Genomic DNA, 26,173 nt, shown 5'->3' on the forward strand with positions numbered 1-26,173 from the left:
GGTGTTATGTATCGAGGAGCATGATGGAGCTGAATTCGCTCAGGCAGTTCCTGGTCGTGGCGCGGTTGGAGCACCTCAGCCGGGCAGCCGACGAACTGCGCGTCGCCCAGCCGTCGCTGAGCCGGGCCATCGCCCGGCTGGAGAGCGAACTCGGCACCCCGCTGTTCGACCGCGGCGGCCGGCTACGGCTGAACCGGACGGGGCGGCTCTTCCGCGATCATGTCGAGCGTTCCCTCGGCGAGCTGGAGGCGGGACAGCGCGCCGTCGCCGAGGCCACCAGCCAGGGCCTGGGCACCGTGAGGCTGGCGTCGGAGACCTTCCTCACCCTCACCGGCCCGCTGGCGGCCTACAAGCGGGCCCATCCCTCCTCCGAGATCGAGCTGCACTGGTCGCCGGCCGAGGACATGCCCCGCCGCCTGCGCGGCCAGGACGTCGACCTGTGCGTCGCCTCGCAGCGGATCCACGCCGAGGGCCTGGAGTCGGCGCGGCTGTTCGACGAGGCGGTGGGGGTGGGCACGCCGCTCGATCACCGGTTCGCGGGCCGTACGTCCGTGAGCATCGAGGACCTCGCCGGCCAGCCCCTCATCACCGCCCGCAAGGGACACTGGATCCGCCGCCTGCTCGACCGGCTCTTCGCCGCCCGTGACCTCACCCCGAGGATCGTCTGCGAGAGCGACGAGCCCGCCGCCATCGCGGGCCTGATCAGCGCGGGGATCGGCATCGGCCTGGTCCCCGCCTTCGCCCGCCGCGTCGCCACGCACACCGAGGGCGCGTGGATCCCCGTCGACAGTGCCGACTGCCGCCGCACGGTCATCCTCTATTGGGGCGCCGACAACCACCTGTCGGCCGCCGCCCGCCTGATGCGTACCACGATCACCGGGTGGGACTGGAACGCCGACGTAGACACTTGAGCCGGCGGGTGCCCTTACGCGCCGTTACCGGATGTTCGTTTTACAAGACATGTCCGGTCCTGATCGAATACGGTGGCCCCCGTTGAAGATCGGCCCAGCCCGTAAGCGTTCTGGAGCTCCCACCATGCGTACCGCCGCAGCGGCAATTCTCTCCTTCCTACTCACGTTCGGCCTGCTGCCCGCACTCCCCACCATGGCATCCGCCGCGGCCCTGCCGGGCGGCAAGACCACCTTCGTCGTCTCACAAGGCCACCTGAAGGCCGCTTCCCAGCAGAACTGGGTACGCCTGGGCACCTACCGCTTCGCCGCGAACGGCACGGTGAGCTCCTCCATGTACCTGTGGTGGCAACGCCATCCGCAGGCCAGGCAGGGCACCGGCACCATGCCCGACGGAAGCTGCACCACCAAGGCCGGCGGCAAGCAGTCGCGGCCCCGCACCTGCGAGGTGCTGACCGCCGGCGGCTTCACCGGCGCCCCGGACGAAAGCCGCACCGGCACCTACACCGTGTCGGGCGACACGCTCACCATCCGGTGGAAGATCGCCCAGAAGTGGACCGAGCAGTGGCGGGTACGCACCGCGCCCGACGGCAAGCTGGCCGGCCTGGACCTCAAGCAGAGCACGCTGGCCACGCACGGGTACGGCTACGGCAGCAAGGCCGCGGCCGGCACCCGGCGCGCGATGAGCTCGGTGAAGGCGTTCCCCGGCTCGCTACGGCAGGACCTGACGAGCTGGGCGAGCGGCAAGATCGTCAACTCCGCCAACCAGCCGTTCGGCCACTCGGCCTTCCGCGCCTGCGCCTCGACCACCTCGTGCCTGACGTACCTGCAGCCGTCCTCCAACAGCGCGTGCAAGAAGGAGGGCGGCTGCCCGAAGTACGGCGGCGGGACCAGCGCGAACGTCACCTCCATCCAGTACTACCTCACGATGGTCTCCAAGTCGGACCGCCGCGACACGCTGTGGCACTGGTGCACCTGCCTGGCGATGGAGCGCGGCGAGTTCTGCTACGACGGCAACTCCCACGTCAAGCCGCTCATGCAGATCATCGATGACTCGGGGGCGTTCCGCGGCTGGGTCGGCGCGGAGGCGTCCTTCTCGACCGGCTCCCGGGCGACGGACATGCTGGCGGTGCTGCGCCTGTCCGACTTCCGCTAAGCCCCGCGCGCCGGTCACCTCCTTCCGCTAAGCCCGGCTCCCCGGTCATCTCCTTCCGCCAAGCCCGGCTCGCCGCTCTCTTCCTTCCGCTAAGTCCGGCTCCTCTCGCGGGCCGGAACGGCGGCTGTCGAGGCCGGCCAGCAGGTGGCCGAAGCCGCCGGGGGCGCGCGGGCTGCGGCGGGCGGAGGTGACCACGCTCACCGCGGTGGTGCGCAGCACGCGCCTGCCCGCGCTCTCCAGGGCCGCCACCAGGGCGTGGTCCTCGCCGGTCGGCAGCTCCGCGAACCCGCCGACCGCCAGGTAGGCCGCGGCGGTGAGGCCGAGGTTGGCGCCGTGCACGTGGGAGTGCCACGCCCCGGCGCGGCCGGCCGCGTAGCGTTCGAGGTAGCGGCCGCGGCTGTGCGGCGGGTAATCCTGCCAGTCGGTGACGGTCACGGTGCCGACCACGGCTTCCCAGCCGGCCTCCGCGTACCTGAGCTGGCGGCTGAGCCAGCAGGGCGGGACCAGGGTGTCGGCGTCGGTGGTGGCGATCCACAGGGTACGCGGGTCCAGGTCCGTGGTCCTGCGCAGCAGCGCCAGCGTCCCCGCCCTGCGTGCCCCGCCGACGTTGCGCAGGTCCACGTCGACCACGACGGCCCCGGCCGCGGCGGCCAGGTCGGCGGTGCGGTCGGTGCAGGCGTCGGCGGCCACGACCAGGTGGACCGCGATTCCGGGCAGCAGCCGGGCGGCCAGGTCGAGCGCGGCCAGGCAGGAGGGCAGCAGGTCGGCCTCCTGGTGCGCGGGCACGACCACACCGACGGCCCGCACCGAGCTGTGGATCACACCGGGCCCCCGGTCTCGGCGGCCGCAGAGGAAGTTGCTCACACCAGGCCCTCGGCTGCCGAGCGGGAGGTTGCTCACACCAGGCCCTCGATCTCGGCGACCGAGGGGGCAGTTGCGCCGCGCAGGTAGATCTCGGCCAGGAAGTCGGCCTCGCGGTGCTCGGCCAGGCGGGCCAGCCCGGCGTGGCCGGCCAGCGCCCGGTGCACCTCCTCACCGCCCCGGGGGTACTCAGCCACGGGATGGCGCCAGTGCACGGCCAGCAGCGTGCCGCCCGGATGCAGGGCCGCGGTGATCAGGCCGATCATGCGGTCGAGTTCGGCGCCGGGGAAGTAGTAGAGCAGCTCCGAGGCCGTGATCAGGTCGAAGCGGCCTTCGTCGCCCGGCCACTGCCCGGGCAGGGTGCGGCGCTCCACCCGTACGTGCCCGAAGGCCGCGGTGCGCTCGCCGGCCGCGCGGACCGCGATGGGTGAGACGTCGCAGGCCAGCAGCCGGTCGCAACGCGGCGCGAGCAGGGCGGTGAACACCCCGATGGAGCAGCCCAGTTCCAGGGCCCTGCGGTAGCGGCGCTCGGGCAGCAGCGCGAGGCTGAGGGCGTACTTGCGCTGCTCGTACCAGCGTGAGGTGAAGCCCCACGGGTCGGCGGAGGTCTCGTACAGGTGCCGGAAGTACTCCGGGGCGGGGATCGACGGCTGGGCGCTCATCCGAACAGCACCTCCTCCCCGCGGTCGAAGTGCGCCAGGATGCGCGGCGGCAGCACCGCCTCCAGGCCCTGGCCGCGCGGTTCGAGCTGGCTGGCGAAGCAGCCGATGGCCGCCTGCTTGCGGGTACGGGCGCGCGGCGGCAGCGGGACGCGTACCGCCTGGTCCCAGGGCAGGCGCGGGTCGGCGGGGCGGGCCCAGTGCCAGGCCCAGATCGGGTAGAACAGGGGGCTCAGCCCGGCCGCCACGGCCGCGCGTCCCGCCGCCTCGTGGTCGGCGTGCACGTCGGCCTCCCACGGCGCCAGGCACACCTCGAACCCGGCGGCGGCCTCCCGCAGCGTCCTGGCGAGTTCCTCCTGGCGGATGTCCAGGCCGGTGTCGGGCAGGCCCAGCCGTACGATCTCCATGGCCGGGGCGCCCAGCGCGGCCAGTGCCGCCCGGCTCTCCCCGACCCGGCGGGCCGCGAGGGCGGCGGGGTCGGGAGCGTCCGGGTGGGACGCCTCACCGTCGGTGATCGCCACCAGCCGCAGCCGTACGCCCGCCGCCGCCAGCAGGGAGATCAGCCCGCCGACGCCCAGCACCTCGTCGTCGGGGTGTGCGGCGATCACCACCGCGCTGCGCCAGGTGGAATGCCGCAGGACCGGCAGGGCGGCGAGCCCGGGCCACGCGCGCCACCGGCTCTCCGGCGTTCCCGGCGCGTCGATCGCATTGACCGCCTCTTTCACCGCCTGGCCTGCGGGCACCACCTGACTCGCGGCCGCGCTCACCACCTGACTCGCGGTCGCGGGCACCACCTGACTCGCGGTCGCGGGCACCACCTGACTCGCGGTCGCGGGCACCACCTGACCTGCGCCGGTCGCGGGCACCACCTGGCCCGCGCTCACCAGCGGGTGCCCTGCTCGGCGACCAGGGAGCCCAGGGCGGCCAGGTCGCGTTCGGCGTGGTGCTGGCGCAGGTAGACGGTCAGGTCGGCGACCCGGCGGCCGTGTGGCCCGTCGTGGCCGAGCGGCCCCGCGCCCAGCGCCCTGCCCACCCTGGACAGCACCTCGCTGGCCGCCGCCTCCACCAGCGACTTCAGCCGCAGCGAGCGCATCCGGCCGGCCGACTTGTGATCATGCGGGTCCGCGTCGATCTCCTCCGCCGCCCGTTCCAGCGCGGCCCTGGCGTTGTGCAGCGTGATGTCCACCGCGCCCAGATGAGCCAGGGCGTGCGGGCCGATGTCCCGCTGGGTGGCCGCGTCGAGGAGCGTCGCCGCCACGGCCTTGGCGCCGCCGTACCAGCACGCGGCGACCCCCGCGCCCCCATGGTGGAAACCGGGCCGCTCGACGTAGGCGCCGACGGGACCGACCGGCTCGGCGGGTACGGCGGCGAAGCGCACGTCCAGGGTGTCGCTGGCGGCCATGCCCGTGGCCGGCCAGCTTCCCGGCAGCGGGGCCAGCCCGGCGACCGGCAGGGCGAACAGCCGAATGCCGTCCGGGGCGTCGGCGGTGACCAGGGCGTGGGTGCACACCCGCGCGCCCGAGCAGTACTGCTTGGTCCCCTCCAGGACCCAGCCAGCGCCCGTCGGCCGGGCGGACAGCGAGGGTCCCGGCGGCTGCGCGGCCCACACCCCCCACCGGCTGCCCGGCTCGGGCCGGGGCCCCGCCAGCTCGGTCAGGATGGCCACGGCGTCGGTGTGCCCCTCGCACAGCCGGGCCAGCGACAGATCCCGCTGGGCCAGCGCCGCCAGCGCCGCCCATCGCGCCCCGGTACGGCCGGCCCCGGGCAGCGGCAGGTCCAGCAGCCCCGACTCCACCGCGGTGACGAACTGCCCGGCCACCTTCTGCCAGCCGGGCACGTCCCCAGGATCCATGCTCATGGCAGGGTGCTACCCCCGCCGACCTGCCGATCTCGCACGTGACCCGAGATTGGTCTCCCCCTTACGCGCCGTTTGCCGCAACTGCGACATGTGCGGATTTTCGAAAACGTGTTGCCATGGATTGCCGCGAATCATATGGTTCTGCGCTTGTGATCACTGTGGTGGAGCGGGTCCTGCCGGCCCGGCTGGGGACGGGTTTCCGATGGTTGCTGGCCTCAAGCTGGCTGACGAACCTCGGTGACGGGATCGCGGCCGCCGCGGGCCCGCTGCTGATCGCGTCGCTCACCCGCGACCCGTTGATGATCTCGTTGTCCGCCCTGGTGAGCTGGGCGCCGCCGCTGCTGTTCAGCCTGTACGCGGGCGTCCTGTCGGACCGGTACGACCGGCGCAGGATCGTACTTATCGCGAACGCGTTACGCGCCCTGGTGCTCGCGGCCCTCGTCGCACTCACCCTGACCGGCACCGTGACCGTGGCCACGGCCCTCGTCGCGCTCACCCTGCGGTCCATCGCCGAGGTGTTCGCCGACAACGCGACGTCCACGCTGACGCCCATGCTGGTCGACAAGGACGATCTCGTCATCGCCAACGCCCGCCTCGGCACGGGTTTCATCACGCTCAACCAGCTCGCCGGGCCGCCGGTCGGCGCGGCGCTGTTCGGCCTGGGCCTGGCGTGGCCGTTCGCGGGCCAGCTGCTCCTGGTGCTGGCGGGGATCGTGCTGGTCTCCCGGATCACGCTGCCGCCGCCCGACCCGCAGGCCGGCGCGCCCAGGCCGAACGCCGCACGGGAGCTCGTCGCCGGGTTGCGCTGGACCATCCGGCACGCGGCGGTCCGCACCCTGTCGCTCACCATCCTGATCTTCAACTTCACGTTCGGCGCGGCCTGGTCGGTCCTCGTCCTCTACACCCAGGACCAGCTCGGCCTCGGCGCGATCGGCTTCGGCCTGATGACCACCATCGGCGGGATCGGCGGCCTGATCGGCACCGCCCTGTACGGGGCCATCACCCGCAAGGTGAGTCTCGGCGCCCTGATGCGGATCGGGCTGATCATCGAGACGGTCACCCACCTGGGCCTGGCCCTGACCCATTCGCCGTGGGTGGCCGGGGTCATCTTCCTGGCCTTCGGCGCGCACGCCTTCATCTGGGGCACGACCTCGGTCACCGTCCGCCAGCGCGCGGTCCCGCGGGAACTCCAGGGCCGGGTGGGCAGCGTCAACGCCCTGTGCTCCTACGGCGGCCTGGTGGTCGGCTCGCTGGTCGGCGGCATCCTGGCCGCCCGCTTCGGTGTCGCCGCGCCCTTCTGGTTCGCCTTCGCCGGCTCCGCGGTGTTCGTGGTGCTGCTGTGGCGGCAGCTCATGCTCATCGCGCACGACGACTGAGTGGGGCTACCCGCGATAGCGGTGATCGCTCGCGTACCCCACACCGGGGTGGGGCAGCCGGGGCGGAGGTGTGCCGGCGCGGTCCGGGCGGTGCTCGAAGTGCCACCATTCGTTGTCGTAGAGGCGGTAGAGGTCGTAGCGGGCGCCGTGCCGTTCGAGCCAGCGCGCGCCTTCGTGCGGGCGCACGTCCAGCGCGATGCCCTTGACGTGGCTGGATTCGGCCGGGGGCAGCACGAGCATGCGGGCCAGGGCCGGGGAGCCGGAGCGGCGTACCTCCTCGTCGAACATCTGCTGCTGGACGAAGGGGTCGCGGTACCCCGAGGTGAGGCCCAGGAGCTGGCCGTGACGCCAGAGCGCGTCGGTGCGCGCCGCGGTGAACGCCGCCCTGGTGCCTTCGGTGAGCCCGGTGAGGTCCTCGGCGGGGAATCGCATCCCCAGCGCCCAGCGGCAGGCCAGTTCGCGGGCGCGGCCGGGATGGCGAACGAATGCCGCGGGGAGCAGGAGCACGGCGAGCACCAGCGTGAGCACGGCGTACAGCCGGTCCCGGGGCCGGGGTGGGATCGTGCGTGGTTCGTCCATGTCGAACCACGATTGGCGCAGGATGTACGCGCGCCGTCCGCCGCATGTCACCGTTTGTCGACGGGCTGCCGTCGTCGGCGCGACAGTGACACGACCTTGACACGACCATGACACGGCGAGAACGAAGCGGGGGACACGGCGGGAATCGGGGCCGTGCGGGTGGTGTTGTCGTCGGCATGGCCAACGAGACCGTGGAATTCAGCCCCACCAACTGGGTACAGGACCAGACGAAGCGCATCCTTGAGACCGGGACCACCGAAGGCATCAAGGTCCTCGGGTCGCCGATCGTCCTGCTGACGCTGCGCGGCGCGAAGACCGGCAAGCTGCGCTACACCCCCGTGATGCGGGTGGAGCACAACGGCAGCTACGCCGTCGTCGCCTCCAAGGGCGGCGCCCCCGAGCACCCCACCTGGTACTACAACATCAAGGCCCACCCCGAGTTCCCCTTGCAGGACGGGACCGTGACCAAGGAGTACGTGGCACGCGAGGTCGAGGGCACGGAGCGGGCCGAGTGGTGGGAGCGGGCCGTCGCCGCGTACCCGTCCTACGCGGAGTACCAGGAGAAGACCGACCGGCAGATCCCGCTGTTCGTGCTCGACCCACGCTGAAAAAGCGCATCCTCAGGGGCTTCGAACTGCACGGGTTTTACTCAGCGTTCGTCAGTGCCGGTCAGCTTTCCTCGGTTTGGTGGGATGGGTCTCGCGCCAGGCGGCGATCTCCTTCCGGCTGCGTGGGGAAGCCCATCCCATCCCATCTGAGTGGGGATGAGGAAGCCGTTCAGGCGGCGGACATGGCGGTACGGGAATCGGACGTTGCATACCGAACAGGCGGGCGGCGGTGTCAGCGCCTGCGAACCCGTCCTGGCACCCTGCCAACAGTGCAAACATTTGGTAACATCACCACCACTCAGCGTAAAAAAAGGGGGGGTGGGTGATGCAGGCCATCCAGGCCTACCGCTACGCCCTCGATCCCACCCCCGCCCAGGCCCGCGCCCTGGCCGCGCACTGCGGAGCGGCGCGGTTCGCGTTCAATTGGGGCCTGGCGCTGATCAAGGCCAACCTTGGTCAGCGCGCCGCCGAACGCTCCTACGGCATCTCTGGCGATGAGCTGACGCCGTCGTTGTCGTGCTCGATGTACGCGCTGCGCAAGGCGTGGAACCAGGCCAAGGATGACGTCGCGCCGTGGTGGCCGGAGTGTTCCAAGGAGGCCTATGCCTGTGGTCTGGAACGCCTGGCCGCCGCCCTGAAGAACTGGGCCGACTCCCGGACGGGCGGGCGTAAAGGCCGGGTGATGGGGTTCCCGTCGTTCCGATCCAGGCGCAAGACATCCCCGTCGGTGCGGTTCACCACCGGGACGATCCGCCTGGACGGGCGCACCCATGTGGTGCTGCCGAGGCTGGGCCGGATCAAGACGCACGAGTCCACCCGCAAGCTCGCCCGCCGGATCGAGGCCGGCACTGCGCGCATCGCGTCGGCGACCGTGCGCTGGGAGGCGGGCCGCTGGCAGGTGGCGTTCAGCGTGCACGTTGAACGCCCCGTCCGGGTGCCGCGCCGCGCGGACGCGGTCGTCGGCGTGGATCTGGGCGTGCGGACGCTCGCGGTGTTCTCCGACGACCGGCCACCGGTCGCCAACCCCAAGTATCTGGCCGGCGCGTCCAAGAGGCTGCGCCGGGCGGCCCGCGCGGTGTCACGGAAGATCGGCCCGGACCGGCGCACCGGACAGCAGCCCTCCGGCCGCTGGCTGCGGGCCAACGCCGTCCGCAACCGGGCGCAGCACCGGGTGGCGGCGCTGCGCCGCGACGCCCTGCACCAGCTCACCACTGGCCTGGCGCGCGAATACGGCGCCATCGTCATCGAAGACCTCCACGTGGCCGGCATGCTCCGCAACCGCCGCCTGGCCAAGGCCATCTCCGATGCCGGTTTCGGCGAGATCCGCCGCCAACTCGGTTACAAGACCGTCTGGAACGGCGGTCGGCTGATCGTGGCCGACCGCTGGTACCCCTCCTCCAAAACGTGCTCGGCCTGCGGGACAGTGAAAACCAAGCTGCCCCTGTCCGCGCGCACCTTCACCTGCCCGGCCTGCGGACTCGCGATCGACCGGGACCGCAACGCCGCACGCAACCTCGCATCCCTCGTACGGCACGTCGCCGGGAGTGGCCCGGAGACGGTAAACGGACACGGAGCCGACCAGAAGACCCCGCCACGCGGGGCCGGTGGCTGTGAAACGTCAACCCCGCACTGGGCAACCGGGCAAGACGGGGACCTTCACCCAGCAATGGGCGAATCACTGAGATTGACTGATATCCAGTGAACGGCTCCCGGCATGAACTTCCGCCGGGTCGTGATACTCCAATCACAGGTAACGATCTGTACGGGCACCCACTGACGAGGATGTACGCCATGAAGATGATTTTCGCAGCGCTGACCGGCGGGGCACTGCTTCTCACTGGTACGCCCGCGCTCGCCCAGACCGCCGCGCCCACGCTGGGCCCCCACGGGTACGGCCAGGTCAGGCTGGGCCTGAGCGCGCAGCAGGCGAAGGCGACAGGAAAGCTCAAGCTCAAGCTGGCGGGCAGCGGCGGCGCCTGCTCCGGCTGGGACCTGAAGGCCCACCCCACCGGTAAGGACAGTGTGGGCCTCTACGTCTCCAAGAAGCGGGGCGTGGCGGTCATCTTCGCCGCGAAGGGCATGAAGACGCCCCAGGGCATCGGGATCGGCTCGACGCTGAAGCAGATCAAGGCGGCCTACCCGAAGGTGAAGACCCCGCGTGACTTCAACCCGTACGTGTCCGTGCCCGGCAACCCCAAGGCGCACTACACGTTCGGCGTCAACAAGAAGGGCAAGCTCGAAGAGCTGTCGCTCGCCCTCAACACCCAGGATTGCGTGAGCTGACCCTGCCGGCCCGCCGGCCGCTACCTGCGTGCCGGCGGGCCCGACGTCATGGCCGGGCCGGCGAGAGCGGCGGTGGCCGTCCTGCGGTCTCCCCGGAGCATGACCGTCGTGGGGGCCCGGGTGTGAAAGTTTCACCTGCGGCGTGTTCTCCCCGGAGGCGAATGTCCAGGCGGGGAGACGTTCTCGCGGCAACGCCCTGAACCCCTCCGTTGACGCCGGGTCCGGCCGTCGGATGTACTCCGCGTCAACCGCACTCACCGAATCAGGCGAACAGCCCTCCGGGATCGAATGTTAACGCTAACAGTCCATGCGTCGAAGGAGCCCTCATGTCGTTGAGCCGTCGCAGGCTCCTGCGGGCAGCGGGCGCGACGGTCGCGCTCTCGGCCGCCGGCCAGGTCATCGGCGTCTCCCCCGCGCTGGCCGCACTCCCCTGGGCCAGGCCCGACATCGGCGTGTCCGCCTACGAGTTCGACCTCGGCCAGGTCCGGCTGACCTCCGGCCGCTGGCTGGACAACCAGAACCGCGCCCTGAACTACCTGCGTTTCGTCGATGTCGACCGGCTGCTGTACGTCTTCCGCGCCAACCACCGCCTGTCCACCGGCGGCGCGGCGGCCAACGGCGGCTGGGACGCGCCCAGTTTCCCGTTCCGTTCCCACATGCAGGGCCATTTCCTGACGGCCTGGGCGCAGGCCTACGCCGTGCTCGGCGACACCACCTGCCGGGACAAGGCCGCCCACATGGTCGCGGAGCTGGCCAAGTGCCAGGCCAACAACGGCGCCGCCGGGTTCACCGGTGGTTACCTGTCCGGCTTCCCCGAGTCGGACATCACCGCCGTGGAGAACCGCACCCTGACCAACGGCAACGTGCCCTACTACTGCATCCACAAGACCCTGGCCGGACTGCTGGACGTGTGGCGGCTGATCGGCAACACGCAGGCCCGTACCGTGCTGCTGGCCCTGGCCGGGTGGGTGGACACCCGTACCTCGCGGCTGAGCTCCAGCCAGATGCAGGCCATGCTGGGCACCGAGTACGGCGGCATGAACGCGGTGCTGACGGACCTCTACCAGATGACCGGCGACTCCCGCTGGATGACGGCGGCCCAGCGGTTCGACCACGCGGCCGTGTTCAACCCGCTGGCCGCCAATCAGGACCAGCTGAACGGGCTGCACGCCAACACGCAGGTGCCCAAGTGGATCGGCGCGGCCCGCGAGTACAAGGCGACGGGCACGACCCGGTACCGCGACATCGCCGCCAACGCCTGGTCCATCACCATCGGCGCGCACACGTACGTCAACGGCTCCAACAGCCAGGCCGAGCACTTCCGCGCGCCCAACGCGATCGCCGCCCACCTGAGCAGGGACACCGGCGAGGCGTGCAACACCTACAACATGCTCAAGCTGACCCGGGAGTTGTGGCTGCTGTCACCGACGCGGGCCGACTACTTCGACTACTACGAGAACGCGCTGCTCAACCATCTGATCGGGCAGCAGGACCCGGCCAGCGCGCGCGGCCACGTCACCTACTTCACCCCGCTCAACCCCGGCGGGCGCCGGGGCGTCGGCCCGGCCTGGGGCGGCGGCACCTGGAGCACGGACTACGACTCGTTCTGGTGTTGCCAGGGGACCGGCATCGAGACCAACACCAAGCTGATGGACTCGATCTACTTCCACAACGGCACCACACTGTTCGTGAACCTGTTCGCGCCCTCCACGCTCAACTGGAGCCAGCGCGGCATCACGGTCACCCAGACGACCTCGTACCCGGTCGGCGACACCACGTCGCTGCAGGTCACCGGGAACGTGAGCGGATCGTGGACGATGCGCGTCCGCATCCCGGCCTGGACCCAGGGCGCGACGATCAGCGTCAACGGGGTCGCGCAGTCCGTCGCCACCACCCCGGGCTCCTACGCCGCACTCACCCGCTCGTGGACGTCGGGCGACACCGTGACCGTCCGGCTGCCCATGCGGGTGGTCATGAAAGCCGCCAACGACAACGCGAACCTGCAGGCCGTCACCTACGGCCCGGTCGTGTTGTCGGGCAACTACGGCAGCACCAGCCTGTCGGCGGCCCCGGCCCTCACCACCGCGTCGATCGCCCGTACGAGCACGTCGTCCCTGGCCTTCACCGCGACCGCGGGCGGCGCGAACGTCAATCTGGGCCCGTTCTACGACGCCTCCAACCACAACTACGTCGTCTACTGGAACACCGGCGGCCAGGGGTCCACCGGCTTCCGGCTGCTCAACGCGGCCTCCGGGCTGGTGCTCGGCATTCAGGACATGTCCACCGCCGACGGCGCCCCCGCGCTGCAGTGGACCGACAACGGCACCGCCGACCACGACTGGGTCCCGGTCGTTGACGGCACCGCCGTGCGGTTCCGCAACGCGCACAGCGGCAAGGTGCTCGGCGTGGAGAACATGTCCACCGCCGACAACGCCCGCGTGCTCCAGTGGGGCGACACCGGCACCGCCGACCACCGCTGGACGATCACCGACGCCGGCGACGGCTCCGTGAAGATCCGCAACGTGCACAGCTCCAAGCTGCTCGGCATCCTGAACGGCTCGGCCGCGAACGGCGCCCAGGCGGTGCAGGACCCCGACAACGGCAGCGCGGACAACCTCTGGCGGTTCGTGCCGAGCGGCGCGCGCCGCATCCAGAACGCGGGCACCGGCATGGTGCTCGGCGTCACCGACATGTCCACGGCCGACGGCGCGCTCGTCGTCCAGTGGGGCGACAACGGCACCGCCGACCATCTGTGGACGGCGATCGTGGACACCGGCGGCTACCTGCGGCTGCGCAACTCGGCCAGCCAGAAGGTGCTGGGCGTGGAGAACATGGGCACCGCCGCCGGGTCGCGCGTCGTGCAGTGGGCCGACAACGGCACCAGTGACCACCGCTGGCGGCTGCGTTACGGGACGGGCGCGACCTTCCGCATCCAGTGCGCCAACGGCGGCCGGGTGCTCGGCCTCGGCGGCACGTCGCAGGGCGCGCAGGTGGTGCTCGCCGACGACAACGGCGCGAACAACAACCTCTGGAGGTTCCTGTGAGGCGGGCCTCCTGCTCCTAAGGTCCCCCGGGGCCTCGGGTACGGCGGCTGGGAGCACCAGCCGTGCCCGGGGCCCATGGGCGCGGACGGCGGCCGGGAGCCCGCATGGTGGCCGGGCGGCCGACTAAACTCGTCGTGTGTTCCATTCGCCCGACTTCGATCTGGCGTCCTACGCCGACTTCGACACCTCGGCGTACGCGCGGCACACCTACAACAGCTGGGACGACGCCGGTTGGCGGTCACTGCTCGTCCAGGGCTTCGACCACTCCCGCGAGGCCGAGTACCTGCCGCTGCCCGCGGTGTCCGACCTCCATCTCGTGCTCTGTGTCGCCGGAAGCGCGGACGTGCGCATGGACACCGGCGCGAAGCCCGTCCGCCGCCGGTGGGTGCCCGGGCATCTGGAGCTCATGGTCCCCGGCCGCGCCACCTCCTTCAGCTACCGCTCGGCGACCGGGTGGAGCACCGTGCAGGTGCACATTCCCGCGCCGGCCGTCCGGCGGGTCACCGGCGCGCTGGGCGGCCGCCCGACCGACTTCGAGGCGTTGTCCGCCGGTCTGGGGGCGGGGGATCCGGTGGTCGAGCAGCTGCTCCGTTCGCTGCCGGGCGCCGGCGACGTCGGCGACCTGTACGCGGAGTCCGCGGCGGCGTTCCTCGCGACGCACCTGCTGTCCCGTGGCGGGGACGAGCGCCTGCCCGGTCCCGAGCACGCCGCGGTACGGGCGGGTGTCGCCATCATGCGGGAACGCCTGGCGGAGCCGCTGACGCTGGCCGTCATCGCGGCCGAGGTCCACCTGAGCGTGTACCACTTCGTCCGCGTCTTCCGGGAGGCCACCGGGCAGACGCCGCACCGGTACCTGACCCGGTTGCGGATCGAGGAGGCGCGGCGGCTGCTGTCCGCCACTCCCCTGAGCATCGAGCAGATCGCCCGGCGGTGCGGGTTCGCCAGTCCCGGCGCGTTGTCGTCGGCGTTCCTGCGCCAGACCGGGGTACGCCCGTCGGCGTACCGACAGAACCAGGTGCGGCCCTCGGCGTACCGCAAGAACTGATCGACCTTCCGCAATCGCGCGCATGTCCCTGGCCGGCGGCGCTGCCTACGTTGGGCGCATGTCCCATTCCTATCGCGTGACCGCACGCTCTCAGGCCGCCCCCGGTGCCGTCTACGCGGCGCTCACCCGCGCGGCCACCTGGCCCTCCTGGTCGCCGATCGGCTCCGCCGAGGTCGAGGGCGGCGACGCCGCCGACCAGCAGCGGGTCGGCGACCTGAGGATCTTCCGCACCGGCAAGCACGTCGCCCGGGAGCGGGTGCTCGAACTGGTCCCCGACCGGCGGTTCGTCTACGACAACGTGGGCGGGGTGTTCCGGTCCTACCGGGGGACGGTCGAGCTGGCTCCCGCGCCCGGCGGCGGCACCGACATCACCTGGTCCGGCACCTTCGTCCCCAAGATGCCGCTCTCGGGGGCCTTCTGGCGGCGGTACCTGACCCGCTTCATGCAGGGCATGGCCGACGGGGTCGCCGCGTACGCGAGCCAGCCATAGATACAAGCATGCATCTATGTTTGCTACAGTCGGGCCATGGCCGAGACCACGGGGCGCGCGTCCGCCGCGCAGGCGGTGTATGCCGTCACCAAAGAGCTCATTCTCAGTGGCGAGCTGAGCGCCGGCACGCTGATCAGCGAGGGCGAGATCGCCGAGCGGGTCCAGGTCAGCCGGACCCCGGTCCGTGAGGCGTTCCTGCGCCTGGAGTCGGAGGAGTTGCTGGCGCTGCATCCCAAGCGCGGCGCCGTGGTCGTGCCCGTGCCCGCCGGAGAGGCCGCGGACGTGCTGGAGCTGCGGCAGGCGCTGGAGCAGGCCGCCGCGGAACGGATCGCCCGGCACGGCCTGACGGCCGAGTCCGAGGAGCACCTGCGCGGGCTGATCGGGCGGCAGCGTGAACTCGCCCGTGCCGGGGATGTGGACGGGTTCGCCGCGGCGGACGAGAGGTTCCACCGGGGCATCGTGGAGGCGTCGGGGAACCGGCTCGCCGCCCGCTTCTACGCCACCCTCGGCGACCGGCAGCGCCGGATGAGCATCTCCGCACTGTCGCCCCGGCCGCAGCGGCTGGGGGTGCTGGCCGGCGAGCACGAGAGCCTGCTCGCTCACCTCGTGGCCGGCGCGCCCGCGGCGTTCGGTCAGGCCCTGCGCGCACATCTCACCGCAACCCACGGCTCAGCGGTGCCACCTGGCGACACCTGATCGGACCAGCGGCGCCAGATCCCCGGTGCCGCCGGCGACGCCTGATCGGACCAGCGGGCGCCGGCCTCCGCAGGGGGCCGGGTCCCGCAGGGTGGCGCCTGATCAGACGGGCGGCGTCATCTCCACAAGCAAGGAACGTGTGATCACCATGCCCGACGCGATCGTGGCCCGTCCAGGGGCGTGGCGATGGGTCGCCGCGGCGATGTTCGTCTGCGGCTGGGGCGGCAACCAGTTCACGCCTCTGCTGCTGATGTACCGCCGGCTCGGCGGCTACTCGGCGCTCAGCGTGGACGCCTTCCTCGGCACCTACGTCGTCGGGCTGGTGCCCGGTCTGCTACTCGCCGGGCCGGTGTCGGACCGCCGTGGCCGCCGCCCTGTCCTGGTGTTCGGGACGGTGGTGTCCGCGCTGGCCAGCCTGGTGCTGTGCTTCGGCACAGGCGGCGCCTGGACGATCTACCTCGGCAGGCTGCTCACGGGCGTCGCGGTCGGCATCGCCATGGCGGTGGGCAGCAGCTGGGTCAAGGAGCTGTCCGGCAACCCGAGCGACGGAGGCGCGGGGGCTGAAGGCGCAAGCACCCGAGGCGCAGGTGCTGAAAGCGCGGGCAACCGAGGCGCGGGTCCTGAAGGCGCAGGCAGTGGAGGCGCGGGGGGCGGAGGCGTGGGCGATGGGCTTGCCGCGCGTCGGGCCGCGCTCTGCCAGACGGCGGGGTTCGCGTTGGGCGCGGGTGTCGCGGGCGCGCTGGCCCAGTGGGGGCCGTGGCCGATGGTGACCCCGTATGCCGTGCACATCCTCATCACCGTCGCCGTCCCCGTGCTGCTGCTGCGGGTCCCGGAGACGCGTGCGCCCGAACCCGCCCCGGGCCGGGGACTGCTGCGCTCCCTGGTGGACGACCTGCGCGTGCCCGCTCCCGCGCGCCGCCGGTTCCGGCTGGTGGTGCTGCCGATGGCGCCGTGGGTGTTCGGCGCGGCGGGACTGGCGTACGCGGTGATGCCGCACCTGGTCGCCGCACGGGTGGGCCACTGGGAGCTGGCGTACGCGACCGGCCTGACGGTCCTCACGCTGGGCACCGGCGCGGCCGTGCAGCCGGTGGTCAGGCGGCTGCACCGGGCGGCGGGCGCCGGCCAGGGGCGCGCCTGCGTGGTGGCGATGGCCGCGATGTTGCTCGGCGCCGCGTTGTGCGCCGGCAACGCCGTGCTGCGGTCACCGCTGCTGGCCGTGGCGGCCGCGATCACCCTGGGTGCGGCCTATGGCATCGCGGTCGTGTCGGGACTGATGGAAATCCAGTCGATGGCAGGCGAGAACGACCTGGCCGGCCTGACCGGCATCTACTACATGCTCGCCTACTCGGGCTTCCTGCTGCCCACCGTGTTGTCCGCGCTGTCGCGGCTGCTGTCGTACCCGGTGATGTTGTCGGCGGTGGCGCTGGCGGCCCTGGGTTGCCTCGCCCTGACCGCCTACGGCACGAGGCCCGATCGGGCGAGCGCCTGAAGGCGCATCAACCGATCGGTGGGTTCCGGGCTCAGCCCCAGCGGTGGCGGATCATGGCCGGGCGGGCGATTCGGGCCAGGGGGTGTGCGGCCGAGGCTTGAGGCATGGCAGTCATCGAGGTGAGCGGCCTCAGCAAGAGGTACGGCGGGCTCGGCGTGGTGAACGAGGTGTCCTTCTCTGTGGAGCAGGGCGAGATCTTCGGCATCCTCGGGCCCAACGGAGCAGGCAAGACGACCACCGTGGAGTGCGTCGAGGGGTTGCGGCGGCCCGATTCCGGGTCGGTCAGGGTTCTCGGCCTCGACCCGGTCAGGGACCGGCGGGAGCTGAGCCACCAGGTCGGCGTGCAGCTCCAGCAGTCGCTCCTGCCGGAGAACATCAAGGTCGGGGAGGCACTCGACCTGTACGCCTCCTTCTACGACGCCCCCAGGGACTGGCGGGAACTGCTGCGGGAGTGGGGTCTGGCCGACCGGCGCCACGCCAGGTTCGGGACCCTGTCCGGCGGGCAGAAGCAGCGGCTGTTCATCGCGCTGGCGCTGGTCGGCGACCCGAAGGTGGCCTTGCTCGACGAGCTGACCACGGGGCTGGACCCGGCCGCCCGCCGGGCCACTTGGGAGCTGATCAAGCGGGTCCGGGACACGGGGGTGACGGTCGTCCTGGTCAGCCACTACATGGATGAGGTGGAGGAGCTGTGTGACCGGGTCGCGGTGTTCGACCGGGGCCGGATCGTCGCGCTGGACAGCCCTTCGCGCCTGATCTCGGCCGTGGACGCCGACCAGCGGCTGCGTTTCCGGCCGCTGACGCCGTTCGACGACGCCGTGCTGGCGGGGGTGCCCGGGGTGGTGTCGGTGACCCGCTCCGGCGACCTGGTGATCGTCGCGGGCCGCGGCGACTTCGCCGGGGCGGTGACCTCCGCGCTGGCCCGCGCCCAGGTGCCGGTGGCCGAACTGCGGATCGAGCAGCACACGCTCGACGACGCCTTCGTCGCGCTGACCGGCCGTCCTTTCGATCCGCAGGAGTCCCGATGACCGGCACCGCCAAAGCCTCGCGGAGTCCTGATGGCCGGATTCCCCAAAGATTCGCGGGAGTCCTGATGACCGGATTCGCCAAACGTTCGCGGGAGTTCTGATGACCGGATTCGCCAAACTCGCCCAGGTCGAGGGCAAGCTGCTGCTGCGCGACCCGGGCGCGATCTTCAGCATGGCCGTCCCGCTCTTCATCCTGGTGATCTTCGGCAGCGGGACCGGCCCCGGCGACACCGCGCTGCCCTCGATGTCGATGACGCTCGCGGTCGGCCTGGTGGGGCTCTACATGGTGCCCACCACCCTGGCCACCTACCGGGAGCGGGGCATCCTGCGCCGGATGTCCACCACGCCGGTCAGCCCGCTCGCCCTGCTGAGCGTGCAGCTGATTCTGCAGCTGGTGTTCGCGCTGCTCGCCTCGGTGCTGCTCGTCATGGTCTCGGTCGTGGTCTTCCAGGCGGCCCTGCCCGCCAGCGTCGCGGCGATGTCGGCCGCCTTCCTGCTCGGCGCCTCGGCGATCTTCGCGATCGGCCTGCTCATCGCGGCCACCGCGGCCACCGGGCGCGCCGCCAACGGCGTCGGCGTGCTGCTCTACTTCCCGCTGGCCTTCCTCGGCGGCCTGATGCAGCCGGTGGAGTCCATGCCGGAGACGCTGGCCGCGATCGGCGGGTTCACCCCGCTCGGCCTGTTCAGGCAGGCGATCCACGACGCCTGGAGCGGCGCTGCGACACAGCCTCTGCCTCTTGCCATAATGGCGGTGTATGCGCTGGTCATCGGTTTTGTCGCGGCCCGTTTCTTCCGCTGGGAGTGAGGCGGCGGTGACGCCACGCGATCCGCTCGACGTCGCGGAGGGCCGGCTGGCCACCGGGCTGGCCGTCGTACCGTACGTGCTGCTGGCCGTCTCGGCCGGACTCGCGCTGCTCACCGGGGACGGCCCGCAGGCTCAGCGGCTCGGGATCCTGGGCCTGACCGCGCTCGCCGCGGGATGGACGTTGTGGATGGTCACCCTGCACCCCGCCTGGATGGCGAACGGCAGGGCGGCGGGCCTGTACATCGCCGGGCTGGTGGCGTTCATCACCGCGCTGGGCCTGCTCGACCATTATTTCGCCAGTTTCTATGCCTTCACCGGTTACCTCCACTCCTGGCACTTCCTGCTGGGCAGATGGCGGATCGCGGGTGTGGCCGCGACGGCGGCGGCCGCGGTGACCGGCTACTTCGGCGGGCTGCCCGGCCCCGATCCGGCCGTCATCTCGTCCTACGTGCTGTTCATCGTCGTCATCGTGGTCCTGGTCGTGCTGTTCAGCCTCTTCGGCGACGTCACCGCCGACCGGAGCGCCAGGAGGCAGCAGATGGTCGACCGGCTCGCCGAGACCAACGCCAAGCTGGAGGAGACGATGCGGGAGAACGCGGGGCTGCAGGCCCAGCTCCTCCTGCAGGCCCGCGAGGCGGGCGTCACCGACGAGCGTCAGCGCATGGCGCGGGAGATCCACGACACGCTGGCGCAGGGCCTGGCCGGGATCATCACCCAGGTCCAGGCGGCCGCGCGGGCCGAGGACGACCCGGCGGAGTGGCGGCGCCACCTCGACAACGCGGCCCGGCTGGCCAGGGACGGCCTGGCCGAGGCGCGCCGTTCCGTGCACGCCGTGGCTCCTGCCGAACTGGAGTCCGCCCGGCTGCCGGAGGCGCTGGCGGAGGTGACCAGGCGGTGGCAGGACGTTCACGGCGTCCGGACCGAGTTCGCCACGACCGGCCCGGTCCGGCCGCTGCACCCGGAGGTCGAGGTGACATTGCTGCGGGTTGCGCAGGAGGCCCTGGCGAACGTGGGCAAGCACGCCGGGGCCGCCCGGGTGGGGGTCACCGTGTCGTACATGGAAGACGTGGTCACGCTGGACGTGCGCGACGACGGCGCCGGGTTCGTGCCGGGCGACGGCGGCGGGGGTTTCGGCATGACCTCCATGCGGCAGCGGGTGACCAGGCTGGCGGGCAGCCTGGAGATCGAGTCGGAGCCCGGCGGGGGCACCGCCGTCTCGGCCACGGTCCCGGCCAGGGAGGTCCGGTGAGCGAGCGCCCGATCCGGCTGATCGTCGTCGACGACCATCCCATCGTCCGTGACGGCTTGCGCGGCATGTTCACCGGCGAGCCCGGCTTCGATGTGGTCGGGGTGGCGGGCGACGGCGCGCGGGCGGTCAGCCTGGCCGAACAGGTGCGGCCCGACGTGATCCTGATGGACCTGCGGATGCCGGGGACCGACGGGGTCACCGCGATCAGGCGGCTGGCCGAGCGGGGCAGCACGGCCAGGGTCCTGGTGCTGACCACGTACGACACCGACAGCGACGTGCTGCCGGCCATCGAGGCGGGCGCGACCGGCTACCTGCTGAAGGACGCCATGCCCGAGGAGCTGATCCGGGCCGTGCGGGCCGCGGCGCGCGGCGAGGCGGTGCTGTCCCCCTCGGTGGCCACCCGGCTGATCGGCCAGGTACGCGCGCCGTCCGATCCGCTGAGCGCGCGGGAGCTGGAGGTGCTCGCGCTGATCGCCCGCGGCTCCACCAACCGCGAGGCCGCCTCACGCCTTTTCATCAGTGAGGCCACCGTGAAGAGCCATCTGCTGCACATCTACGCCAAGCTCGGGGTCAACGACCGTGCCGCCGCCGTCGCGGTGGCCTTCGAGCGGGGGCTGTTTCCCCGCCCGTGACAGGGCCGTCACCAGCACGAGGGCGAGCAGCGGCACGATCAGGACCACCGCGCCGGCCACGTGCTGGTCGGTGACGAGGTCCGGCGCGCCGGGCGGCGTCGTCATCGCGAACCACCGCGCCGCGACCGGCGGCCCGGCCAGCAGGTACGCGCCCACCGCCAGATGCGTTCCGGCGACCACCGCCAGCAGCGGCACCCGGGGGAACGGCCGGGGCAGCGGATCGACGCCCGCCAGCACCCATGACGCCGCCAGGCCCAGGCCGAGGAAGAGCAACTGGGTGGCCAGGTGCTGCGCGTACCCGGACAACGACCAGGGCAGCCAGTCCGTGCCGTACAGCAGCAGGAACAGTGCCGGATAGGCGATCAGCAGGAGTCCGGGCGTCATGACGCGCCGGCCGTACCGGGAGGTGGGCCGGCGCGCCAGCGTCAGAGGCGCGCCCAGGCAGAGCAGCAGCGGCACGACTACGGCGAGGACGACGTGCTGGAGGGCCTGCACCGAGAGCATCGCCCGCGAGTACCCGGCCACCCCGGACAGCAGCACCAGCGCGGCCAGGCCCAGCCCGGCGTACCAGGCGATCGTCCGGCCCGCCGGCCATGTGACCGCCCGGCGCACGCCGAACAGGTAGCCGGCGGCGGGCAGCGCGAGCAGCAGCACCACCAGCGAGTCCAGCCGCACCTCGCCGATCAGCGCGCCGGGTGAGAAGGGCGTCACGACGTACTCAAGCAGCGGATGGACGTGCTCGCCGCTTTCGGCGCCCGGCGGCGGCGGGGTCCGGGACAGGCCCACCGCGAGCCCCATCGCCACCGCCATCACGCCCAGTTCCCCGGCCGCCAGCCGCACGAAGGTCCTGCGCACCCCGCGATCGGCGACGCCCTCGACCGTACGGCGGCGATGGCTCCATCCGAACCAGCCCAGAACTCCCAGGGTGGCGGCCTTGGCCAGCAGGAGCAGCCCGTACGGGGTCTGCCACAGGTCCGCGGGCGTGCCGAGGCGCGTCCAGCCGCTGACCGCCCCCGAGAAGGCCACCGCGGCGAAGCAGCACAGCGCGATCGTGCTGAACCGGCGCAGCACGATCGGCAGGTCGCCGGAGCGGCGGAAGCAGACCAGCACCGCGCCCAGGCCGCCCACCCACAGCGCCATCGACAGCAGGTGCGCCATCAGCGCGGACACCGCCAGATCATGGTCGCCCGCCGAGGCGGCGTGGCCGACGTAGGCCGGCGGCAGCAGCCCGAACAGCGCGACCGCCAGCGGGATCCACCTCGGCAGCCGCGGCACGAGCGTCGCCACCGCCACCACGAACGTCACGGCCACCACGACCAGCAGCGCCCGCGCCTGCGGCAGCTCCGTCCCGGAGCTCAGCAGGCCGGGCACGGACAGCACGTCCGCCACCGGCATCGCGATGAAGCTCGACAACGTCAGCAGATAACTCAGCAGCGAGGAGAGCGCCCAGCCCAGCGCCCACCATCCGGCCGCGCGCAGGCAGCGCGCCGACTCGGGCGAGGCGGCCGGGGCCAGCACGGCCGCCGCCAGCAGGGTTCCCACGCACGCCACCGCGCACAACTCGTGCACGAGGCGCATCACCGGCAGCCCCCAGTCGGTCAGCGGCCCCGCCGTGGGCAGCCCGGCGATCTGCGGCGCCCCGGCGCCACCGCCGAAGCGCAACGCCGCCACCAGCACCAGGACGCCCATGCCGATGACGGCACCCGCGTACAACCGTGCGGAAATTCTCATTGCACACACCCGCCACGTCGTCCGAGGCCAACCCACCGCGATATTCGAGGTACGCACCACCTCCGGCCGGGGTTCAGCCCGGCCCGGGGCCGCCCTTGAAGCCGTGATATCGCGGTAGGGGTCGCCGCGTGGCAAAGTTGGTCCCGCCGCGCGGCCCATCCGCGCCGCACGACTCTTCATCGGGTCCCGGCTGGAGGGTGAATCAACTGTGGTGACACAACGCGATGTCGCGCGGCTGGCGGGGGTCTCGGTGCGGACCGTCTCGAACGTCGTGAACAACTTCGCCTACGTGGCGCCGGAGACGCGCGCCCAGGTGCAGCGGGTCCTGGACGAGCTCGACTACCGGCCCAACCTCGCGGCGCGCAGCCTGAACCGGGGGCGCTCCAACCTGCTGGCCCTGGTGTTGCCGCTGGACGTGCCGTACTTCACCGAACTGGCCGCCCACGTGGTGGACCAGGCCGAGGAGCGCGGGTACACGGTGCTCATCGACCGCACCGAGGGGGTGGCGGAACGGGAGCGGCAGATCGTCATGCGGCGCGACCGGTCGGCGCTGTTCGACGGGTTCATCTTCAGCCCGCTCGGCCTCGACGCGGACGAGTTGCGCCGATGGGCGGGCAACTGCCCGGCGGTGATGCTGGGTGAGATGCGGGTGGACGGCGTGGATCACGTCGCCATCGACGACACCGCCGCGGCCAGGGCCGCCACGGAGCACCTCATCTCGCTGGGCAGGACCCGGATCGCCGCCATGGGCGTGCCGCACGTGAAGCGGCAGCAGCCCGGCCGGCCGGCCAGGGCGACCGCGGCGCACCGCTCGGCCGGGTATGAGCAGGCGCTGGCCGAGGCGGGCCTGACCGTCCGGCCCGAGTATTCCGCGATGGTACGGCGCTACCAGCGCCAGGACGGCAGGGACGCGATGGAGGCGCTGCTCGACCTGCCCGAGCCGCCGGACGCGGTGTTCTGCTACAACGACCTGCTCGCGGTCGGCGCGGTGCGGGCCGTGTTGTCGCGGGGGCTGCGGGTGCCGCAGGACGTCGCCGTCGTCGGGTTCGACGGCATCGAGGAGGGCCGCTTCGTCACCCCGCCGCTGACCACCGTCGCGCCCGACAAGGAGAGGATCGCCGAGCTGGCCGTGAGCCGTCTGCTGGCCCGCGTGGAGGGTGACCAGAGCCCGCCTGTCCAGCTTGAGGCGCCCTGGCGGCTGGTGGTCGCGGAAAGCACCACGGGCATGGGGTAGGCGCCGGGCCTGGGGTGGCGCGGTCTGCCGGGAGCTGCTGCTTCTCGCACAGCGCGGGCCTTCCTCAAAGCCGCGCGCTTTCCTCACAGCCGCGCGTTTTCCTCAGACTTCCTCAGAACCGCGAGCTTCCTCAGAACCGCGAGCTTCCTCAGAATTGCGGGCCTGTCTCACAGCCGCGGGTCGATGTGGATCTTCGGGCCGGGGCCGGCGCCGTCCGGGCGATGTCCGGCCAGGACCTCGGCGGTTTGGGCCAGACCGACCGTGGCCGCCACCAGCGGGCGGGCGTCCACGGAAGCGTCCGCGTAGGCTTTGATGGCGTCGGCGAGCCCGGCCGAGCCCCCGAGGATGCCCACGGCGGTGACGTCCTTGAGCAGCAGGTCACGAGTGTCGAGGGTGCTCGGCGTGCCGGCCAGCCCGATGTAGACCACCCGCCGGGCGGGCTCGACGAGCTCCAGCGCCAGGGCGGGCAGTTCGGCGGCGTTCGAGGCGTCGACCACCGCGTGCCAGACCGTCGCGGGCAGCGTGGGCCGGGTCCAGATGCCGGTGAAGCCCAGGGTGCGCGCCAGGCGCAGGCCCTCGGCGTCCCGGCCCATCAGGTGCACCTCGACGCCGCGGGAACGCGCGAAGAGCGCCACGAGCAGGCCGATCGTGCCCGTTCCCAGGACCAGCAGCCGCTCCCCCGGCCGCAGCCCGGCGCCGTGGAAGGCGCGCAGGGCGTTGCCGCCGGGCTCGACGAGCGCGCCGAGCGTGGTGTCCACCTGGTCGGGCAGCGCGTGCAACGCCGTCGCCGGTACGGCGAGCCGTTCGGCCAGCGCTCCGGCGTACCCGCGGCTGATGCCGATCTCGGCCAGGTCGGCGCAGACGTGGTGGCGGCCCGCCCGGCAGCGCTCGCAACGACCGCAGCCGATCATGGTGTCGCCGGTGACGCGCCGGCCCAGCCAGCCGCGATCGACGCCCTCGCCGAGCGCGGTGACCTGTCCGCACCATTCGTGGCCAGGGCGCAGCGGGTACCAGGACCGGCCGGTACGCAGGTAGTTCATCTCGCCGGTGAACAGCTCCAGGTCGGTGCCGCACACGCCGACGCGCTCGATGTCGACGATCACCTGTCCCGGCGCGGCCACGGGCGGCTCGACGTCCTGGACCGCGGCCTCGCCCGGCCCGGTGATGACCAGCGCGCGCATTACCGGACCGCCGGAACCGGCCCGGCCGGCGCGGCCGGCGCGGCCGTCGAGCCTCGGACGACCAGGCTCGGTGTGACGGAGAAGCGCACCGGTGTCATGCGGCCTTCGACGCGTTCGAGCAGCAGCTTGCCCGCGGCCCGGCCCATCTCGCGGCCGTCCTGGTCGACGCTGGTCAGCGCGATGTTGGGCAACGCGGCCAGGTGGGTGTTGTCGTAGCCGGCGACCGATACGTCCCCCGGGACCGACAGGCCCGCCTCGTGCAGCGCGGCGAGCGCGCCGAGGGCCGCCGAGTCGGCTCCCGCGAAGATCGCCGTCGGGCGCGGCGCGCGGCCGAGCAACCGGCGGGCGCCGTCATAGCCGCCCTGCTCGCTGTAGAAGCTGGTCGCGATCGCGATCTCATCGGCGAGCCCGTGCTCGCGCATGACGCGTTCGTAGCTGCCTGATCGGATGTTGTGCAGCAGGTCGCCCGGCCGGGCGATGCTGTCGTCCTGGTGCGTGATGTGCGCGATCCGGCGATGCCCCAACTCGATGAGGTGCTTGACGACCAGTTCCGCGCCCGCCTCGTCGTCGTCCAGCACCGAGTCGTAGTGCGGGGAGCGTTCGTGGCGGGCCAGCACCACGAGCGGCTTCTCCTTCGCCACCTCCTCCAGGCGCGCCTTGGATGCCAGCGGGGCGACCATGATGATGCCGTCCACCTGCCGGTCCATCAGGGCGTCGACCGCCCGGTGCTCGACCTTGCGCGCTGCCCCGCCCGCGATCATGAACGCCTGGTAGTCGGTGCTCTCCAGGTAGGCGGTGAGGCCGTCGAGGATGTCGGCGAAGAACGGGTTCCTGATGTGCGGCAGCACCAGGCCGATGGTGAAGGTACGCCCGCGCATCCCCCTGGCCACCGCCTGCGGCCGGTAATTGAGCTCCTCGATGGCCGTCTTGACCTTGTTCTTCATCGCCGGGCTGACGCCGTAGGCGTTGTTGATCACCTTGGAGACGGCCGTGATGGAGACCTGCGCGTGGCTCGCCACGTCGGCGATCGTCACTCGTCGTCGTCGAGCGGGCGTGACCATGAGACTCCATCTCCGAGGCGTGATCCGATTCTATGAGCCGGAACCGGGGGCCTGGTCGCAGTCCGCCGCGATACGGGCGTTCAGCGGGAAGCCGTCCAGGATCCGCCCGCAGCCGGAGAAACCGTGGGTACCGTTACCTCCAGAAATCCCCCGCTGGCCCGTTGCCATGGGAAAAGCGCGGGAACCGTTCCTCAAACGCTCTT

Annotated in this window: 23 protein-coding genes and 1 pseudogene; 16 read left to right on the forward strand and 8 right to left on the reverse strand. The window is 71.9% G+C overall.

The genetic code is table 11. The annotated features are described in order from the left end of the window. The first annotated feature begins 20 nt into the window (after positions 1-20). Both AB0I81_RS52165 and AB0I81_RS52170 read left to right on the forward strand, forming a co-directional pair. Positions 21-911, forward strand: a complete 891-nt coding sequence (locus AB0I81_RS52165) for a LysR family transcriptional regulator (protein ID WP_360675238.1) — start codon at positions 21-23, stop codon at positions 909-911. A 124-nt stretch (positions 912-1,035) separates the two neighbouring features. Further along, on the forward strand, positions 1,036-2,064 hold the full coding sequence (locus AB0I81_RS52170; RefSeq protein WP_360675241.1) for a hypothetical protein: 1,029 nt from the start codon (positions 1,036-1,038) through the stop codon (positions 2,062-2,064). Between the two features lie 45 nt (positions 2,065-2,109). Here AB0I81_RS52170 and AB0I81_RS52175 read toward each other — a convergent pair whose 3' ends face one another. The 4 genes from AB0I81_RS52175 to AB0I81_RS52190 are packed head-to-tail and all read right to left on the reverse strand — an operon-like array spanning position 2,110 to position 5,442. After that, entirely contained in the window at positions 2,110-2,928 is an 819-nt protein-coding gene (locus tag AB0I81_RS52175) for a glycosyltransferase family 2 protein (protein ID WP_360675244.1), read from the reverse strand. Positions 2,929-2,960: 32 nt separating this feature from the next. Continuing rightward, the gene (locus AB0I81_RS52180) at positions 2,961-3,587 is read right to left on the reverse strand and encodes an SAM-dependent methyltransferase (RefSeq protein WP_360675247.1); all 627 of its coding nucleotides are present in this window, start codon (positions 3,585-3,587) and stop codon (positions 2,961-2,963) included. Next, a complete protein-coding gene (locus tag AB0I81_RS52185; protein WP_360675250.1) occupies positions 3,584-4,468 on the reverse strand; it encodes a PIG-L family deacetylase in 885 nt (294 codons plus the stop codon). The genes AB0I81_RS52180 and AB0I81_RS52185 overlap by 4 nt, the downstream gene beginning before the upstream one ends. Then, positions 4,465-5,442, reverse strand: a complete 978-nt coding sequence (locus tag AB0I81_RS52190; RefSeq protein WP_360675253.1) for an acyl-CoA dehydrogenase — start codon at positions 5,440-5,442, stop codon at positions 4,465-4,467. The genes AB0I81_RS52185 and AB0I81_RS52190 overlap by 4 nt, the downstream gene beginning before the upstream one ends. 149 nt (positions 5,443-5,591) lie before the next feature. Between AB0I81_RS52190 and AB0I81_RS52195 the strand changes: the two genes are divergently transcribed. Beyond that, positions 5,592-6,818, forward strand: coding sequence for an MFS transporter (locus tag AB0I81_RS52195; protein WP_360675254.1), 1,227 nt, complete (start codon positions 5,592-5,594; stop codon positions 6,816-6,818). Between the two features lie 6 nt (positions 6,819-6,824). Here AB0I81_RS52195 and vanY-N read toward each other — a convergent pair whose 3' ends face one another. Next, the gene (vanY-N, locus tag AB0I81_RS52200; RefSeq protein ID WP_360675257.1) at positions 6,825-7,397 is read right to left on the reverse strand and encodes a D,D-peptidase/D,D-carboxypeptidase VanY-N; all 573 of its coding nucleotides are present in this window, start codon (positions 7,395-7,397) and stop codon (positions 6,825-6,827) included. Between the two features lie 176 nt (positions 7,398-7,573). Between vanY-N and AB0I81_RS52205 the strand changes: the two genes are divergently transcribed. The 12 genes from AB0I81_RS52205 to AB0I81_RS52260 all read left to right on the forward strand — a co-directional run bounded on the left by AB0I81_RS52205 (position 7,574) and on the right by AB0I81_RS52260 (position 20,763). Then, entirely contained in the window at positions 7,574-8,005 is a 432-nt protein-coding gene (locus AB0I81_RS52205; protein WP_360675260.1) for a nitroreductase family deazaflavin-dependent oxidoreductase, read from the forward strand. 325 nt (positions 8,006-8,330) lie between these two features. After that, on the forward strand, positions 8,331-9,707 hold the full coding sequence (tnpB, locus tag AB0I81_RS52210; RefSeq protein WP_360675263.1) for an IS607 family element RNA-guided endonuclease TnpB: 1,377 nt from the start codon (positions 8,331-8,333) through the stop codon (positions 9,705-9,707). 89 nt (positions 9,708-9,796) lie between these two features. After that, positions 9,797-10,288, forward strand: a complete 492-nt coding sequence (locus AB0I81_RS52215) for a hypothetical protein (RefSeq protein ID WP_360675265.1) — start codon at positions 9,797-9,799, stop codon at positions 10,286-10,288. A 326-nt stretch (positions 10,289-10,614) separates the two neighbouring features. Further along, on the forward strand, positions 10,615-13,332 hold the full coding sequence (locus AB0I81_RS52220) for a beta-L-arabinofuranosidase domain-containing protein (RefSeq protein ID WP_360675268.1): 2,718 nt from the start codon (positions 10,615-10,617) through the stop codon (positions 13,330-13,332). Between the two features lie 136 nt (positions 13,333-13,468). Then, positions 13,469-14,377: an AraC family transcriptional regulator gene (locus AB0I81_RS52225; RefSeq protein WP_360675271.1), complete on the forward strand. Its 909-nt coding sequence runs from the start codon at positions 13,469-13,471 to the stop codon at positions 14,375-14,377. A gap of 58 nt (positions 14,378-14,435) precedes the next feature. Beyond that, positions 14,436-14,867: an SRPBCC family protein gene (locus tag AB0I81_RS52230; RefSeq protein ID WP_360675274.1), complete on the forward strand. Its 432-nt coding sequence runs from the start codon at positions 14,436-14,438 to the stop codon at positions 14,865-14,867. A gap of 36 nt (positions 14,868-14,903) precedes the next feature. Beyond that, entirely contained in the window at positions 14,904-15,563 is a 660-nt protein-coding gene (locus AB0I81_RS52235; protein ID WP_360675276.1) for a GntR family transcriptional regulator, read from the forward strand. Positions 15,564-15,711: 148 nt separating this feature from the next. Next, positions 15,712-17,052: an MFS transporter gene (locus tag AB0I81_RS52240; RefSeq protein ID WP_360675279.1), complete on the forward strand. Its 1,341-nt coding sequence runs from the start codon at positions 15,712-15,714 to the stop codon at positions 17,050-17,052. Between the two features lie 104 nt (positions 17,053-17,156). Continuing rightward, a complete protein-coding gene (locus AB0I81_RS52245; RefSeq protein ID WP_360675282.1) occupies positions 17,157-18,077 on the forward strand; it encodes an ABC transporter ATP-binding protein in 921 nt (306 codons plus the stop codon). A 100-nt stretch (positions 18,078-18,177) separates the two neighbouring features. After that, positions 18,178-18,882, forward strand: a complete 705-nt coding sequence (locus tag AB0I81_RS52250) for an ABC transporter permease (protein ID WP_360675284.1) — start codon at positions 18,178-18,180, stop codon at positions 18,880-18,882. A 7-nt stretch (positions 18,883-18,889) separates the two neighbouring features. Next, positions 18,890-20,131, forward strand: a complete 1,242-nt coding sequence (locus tag AB0I81_RS52255) for a sensor histidine kinase (RefSeq protein WP_360675287.1) — start codon at positions 18,890-18,892, stop codon at positions 20,129-20,131. Then, on the forward strand, positions 20,128-20,763 hold the full coding sequence (locus AB0I81_RS52260) for a response regulator transcription factor (protein ID WP_360675290.1): 636 nt from the start codon (positions 20,128-20,130) through the stop codon (positions 20,761-20,763). The genes AB0I81_RS52255 and AB0I81_RS52260 overlap by 4 nt, the downstream gene beginning before the upstream one ends. A gap of 15 nt (positions 20,764-20,778) precedes the next feature. On the opposite strand, the pseudogene AB0I81_RS52265 reads toward AB0I81_RS52260, so the two are convergent. Then, positions 20,779-22,674 (reverse strand): annotated as a pseudogene (locus AB0I81_RS52265) (cytochrome c oxidase assembly protein); the annotation flags it as partial. Between the two features lie 31 nt (positions 22,675-22,705). Between AB0I81_RS52265 and AB0I81_RS52270 the strand changes: the two are divergent. Next, positions 22,706-23,728: a LacI family DNA-binding transcriptional regulator gene (locus tag AB0I81_RS52270; RefSeq protein WP_360675293.1), complete on the forward strand. Its 1,023-nt coding sequence runs from the start codon at positions 22,706-22,708 to the stop codon at positions 23,726-23,728. Between the two features lie 167 nt (positions 23,729-23,895). On the opposite strand, the gene AB0I81_RS52275 is transcribed toward AB0I81_RS52270, so the two are convergent. Next, complete coding sequence (locus tag AB0I81_RS52275) at positions 23,896-24,909, reverse strand: alcohol dehydrogenase catalytic domain-containing protein (protein ID WP_360675295.1); 1,014 nt, start codon at positions 24,907-24,909, stop codon at positions 23,896-23,898. Further along, the gene (locus tag AB0I81_RS52280; protein ID WP_360675298.1) at positions 24,909-25,970 is read right to left on the reverse strand and encodes a LacI family DNA-binding transcriptional regulator; all 1,062 of its coding nucleotides are present in this window, start codon (positions 25,968-25,970) and stop codon (positions 24,909-24,911) included. Before AB0I81_RS52280 ends, AB0I81_RS52275 begins: the two co-directional genes overlap by 1 nt. Positions 25,971-26,173 lie beyond the last annotated feature (203 nt).

The sequence above is a fragment of the Nonomuraea sp. NPDC050404 genome (assembly GCF_040655495.1).
Classification (GTDB): Bacteria; Actinomycetota; Actinomycetes; order Streptosporangiales; family Streptosporangiaceae; genus Nonomuraea.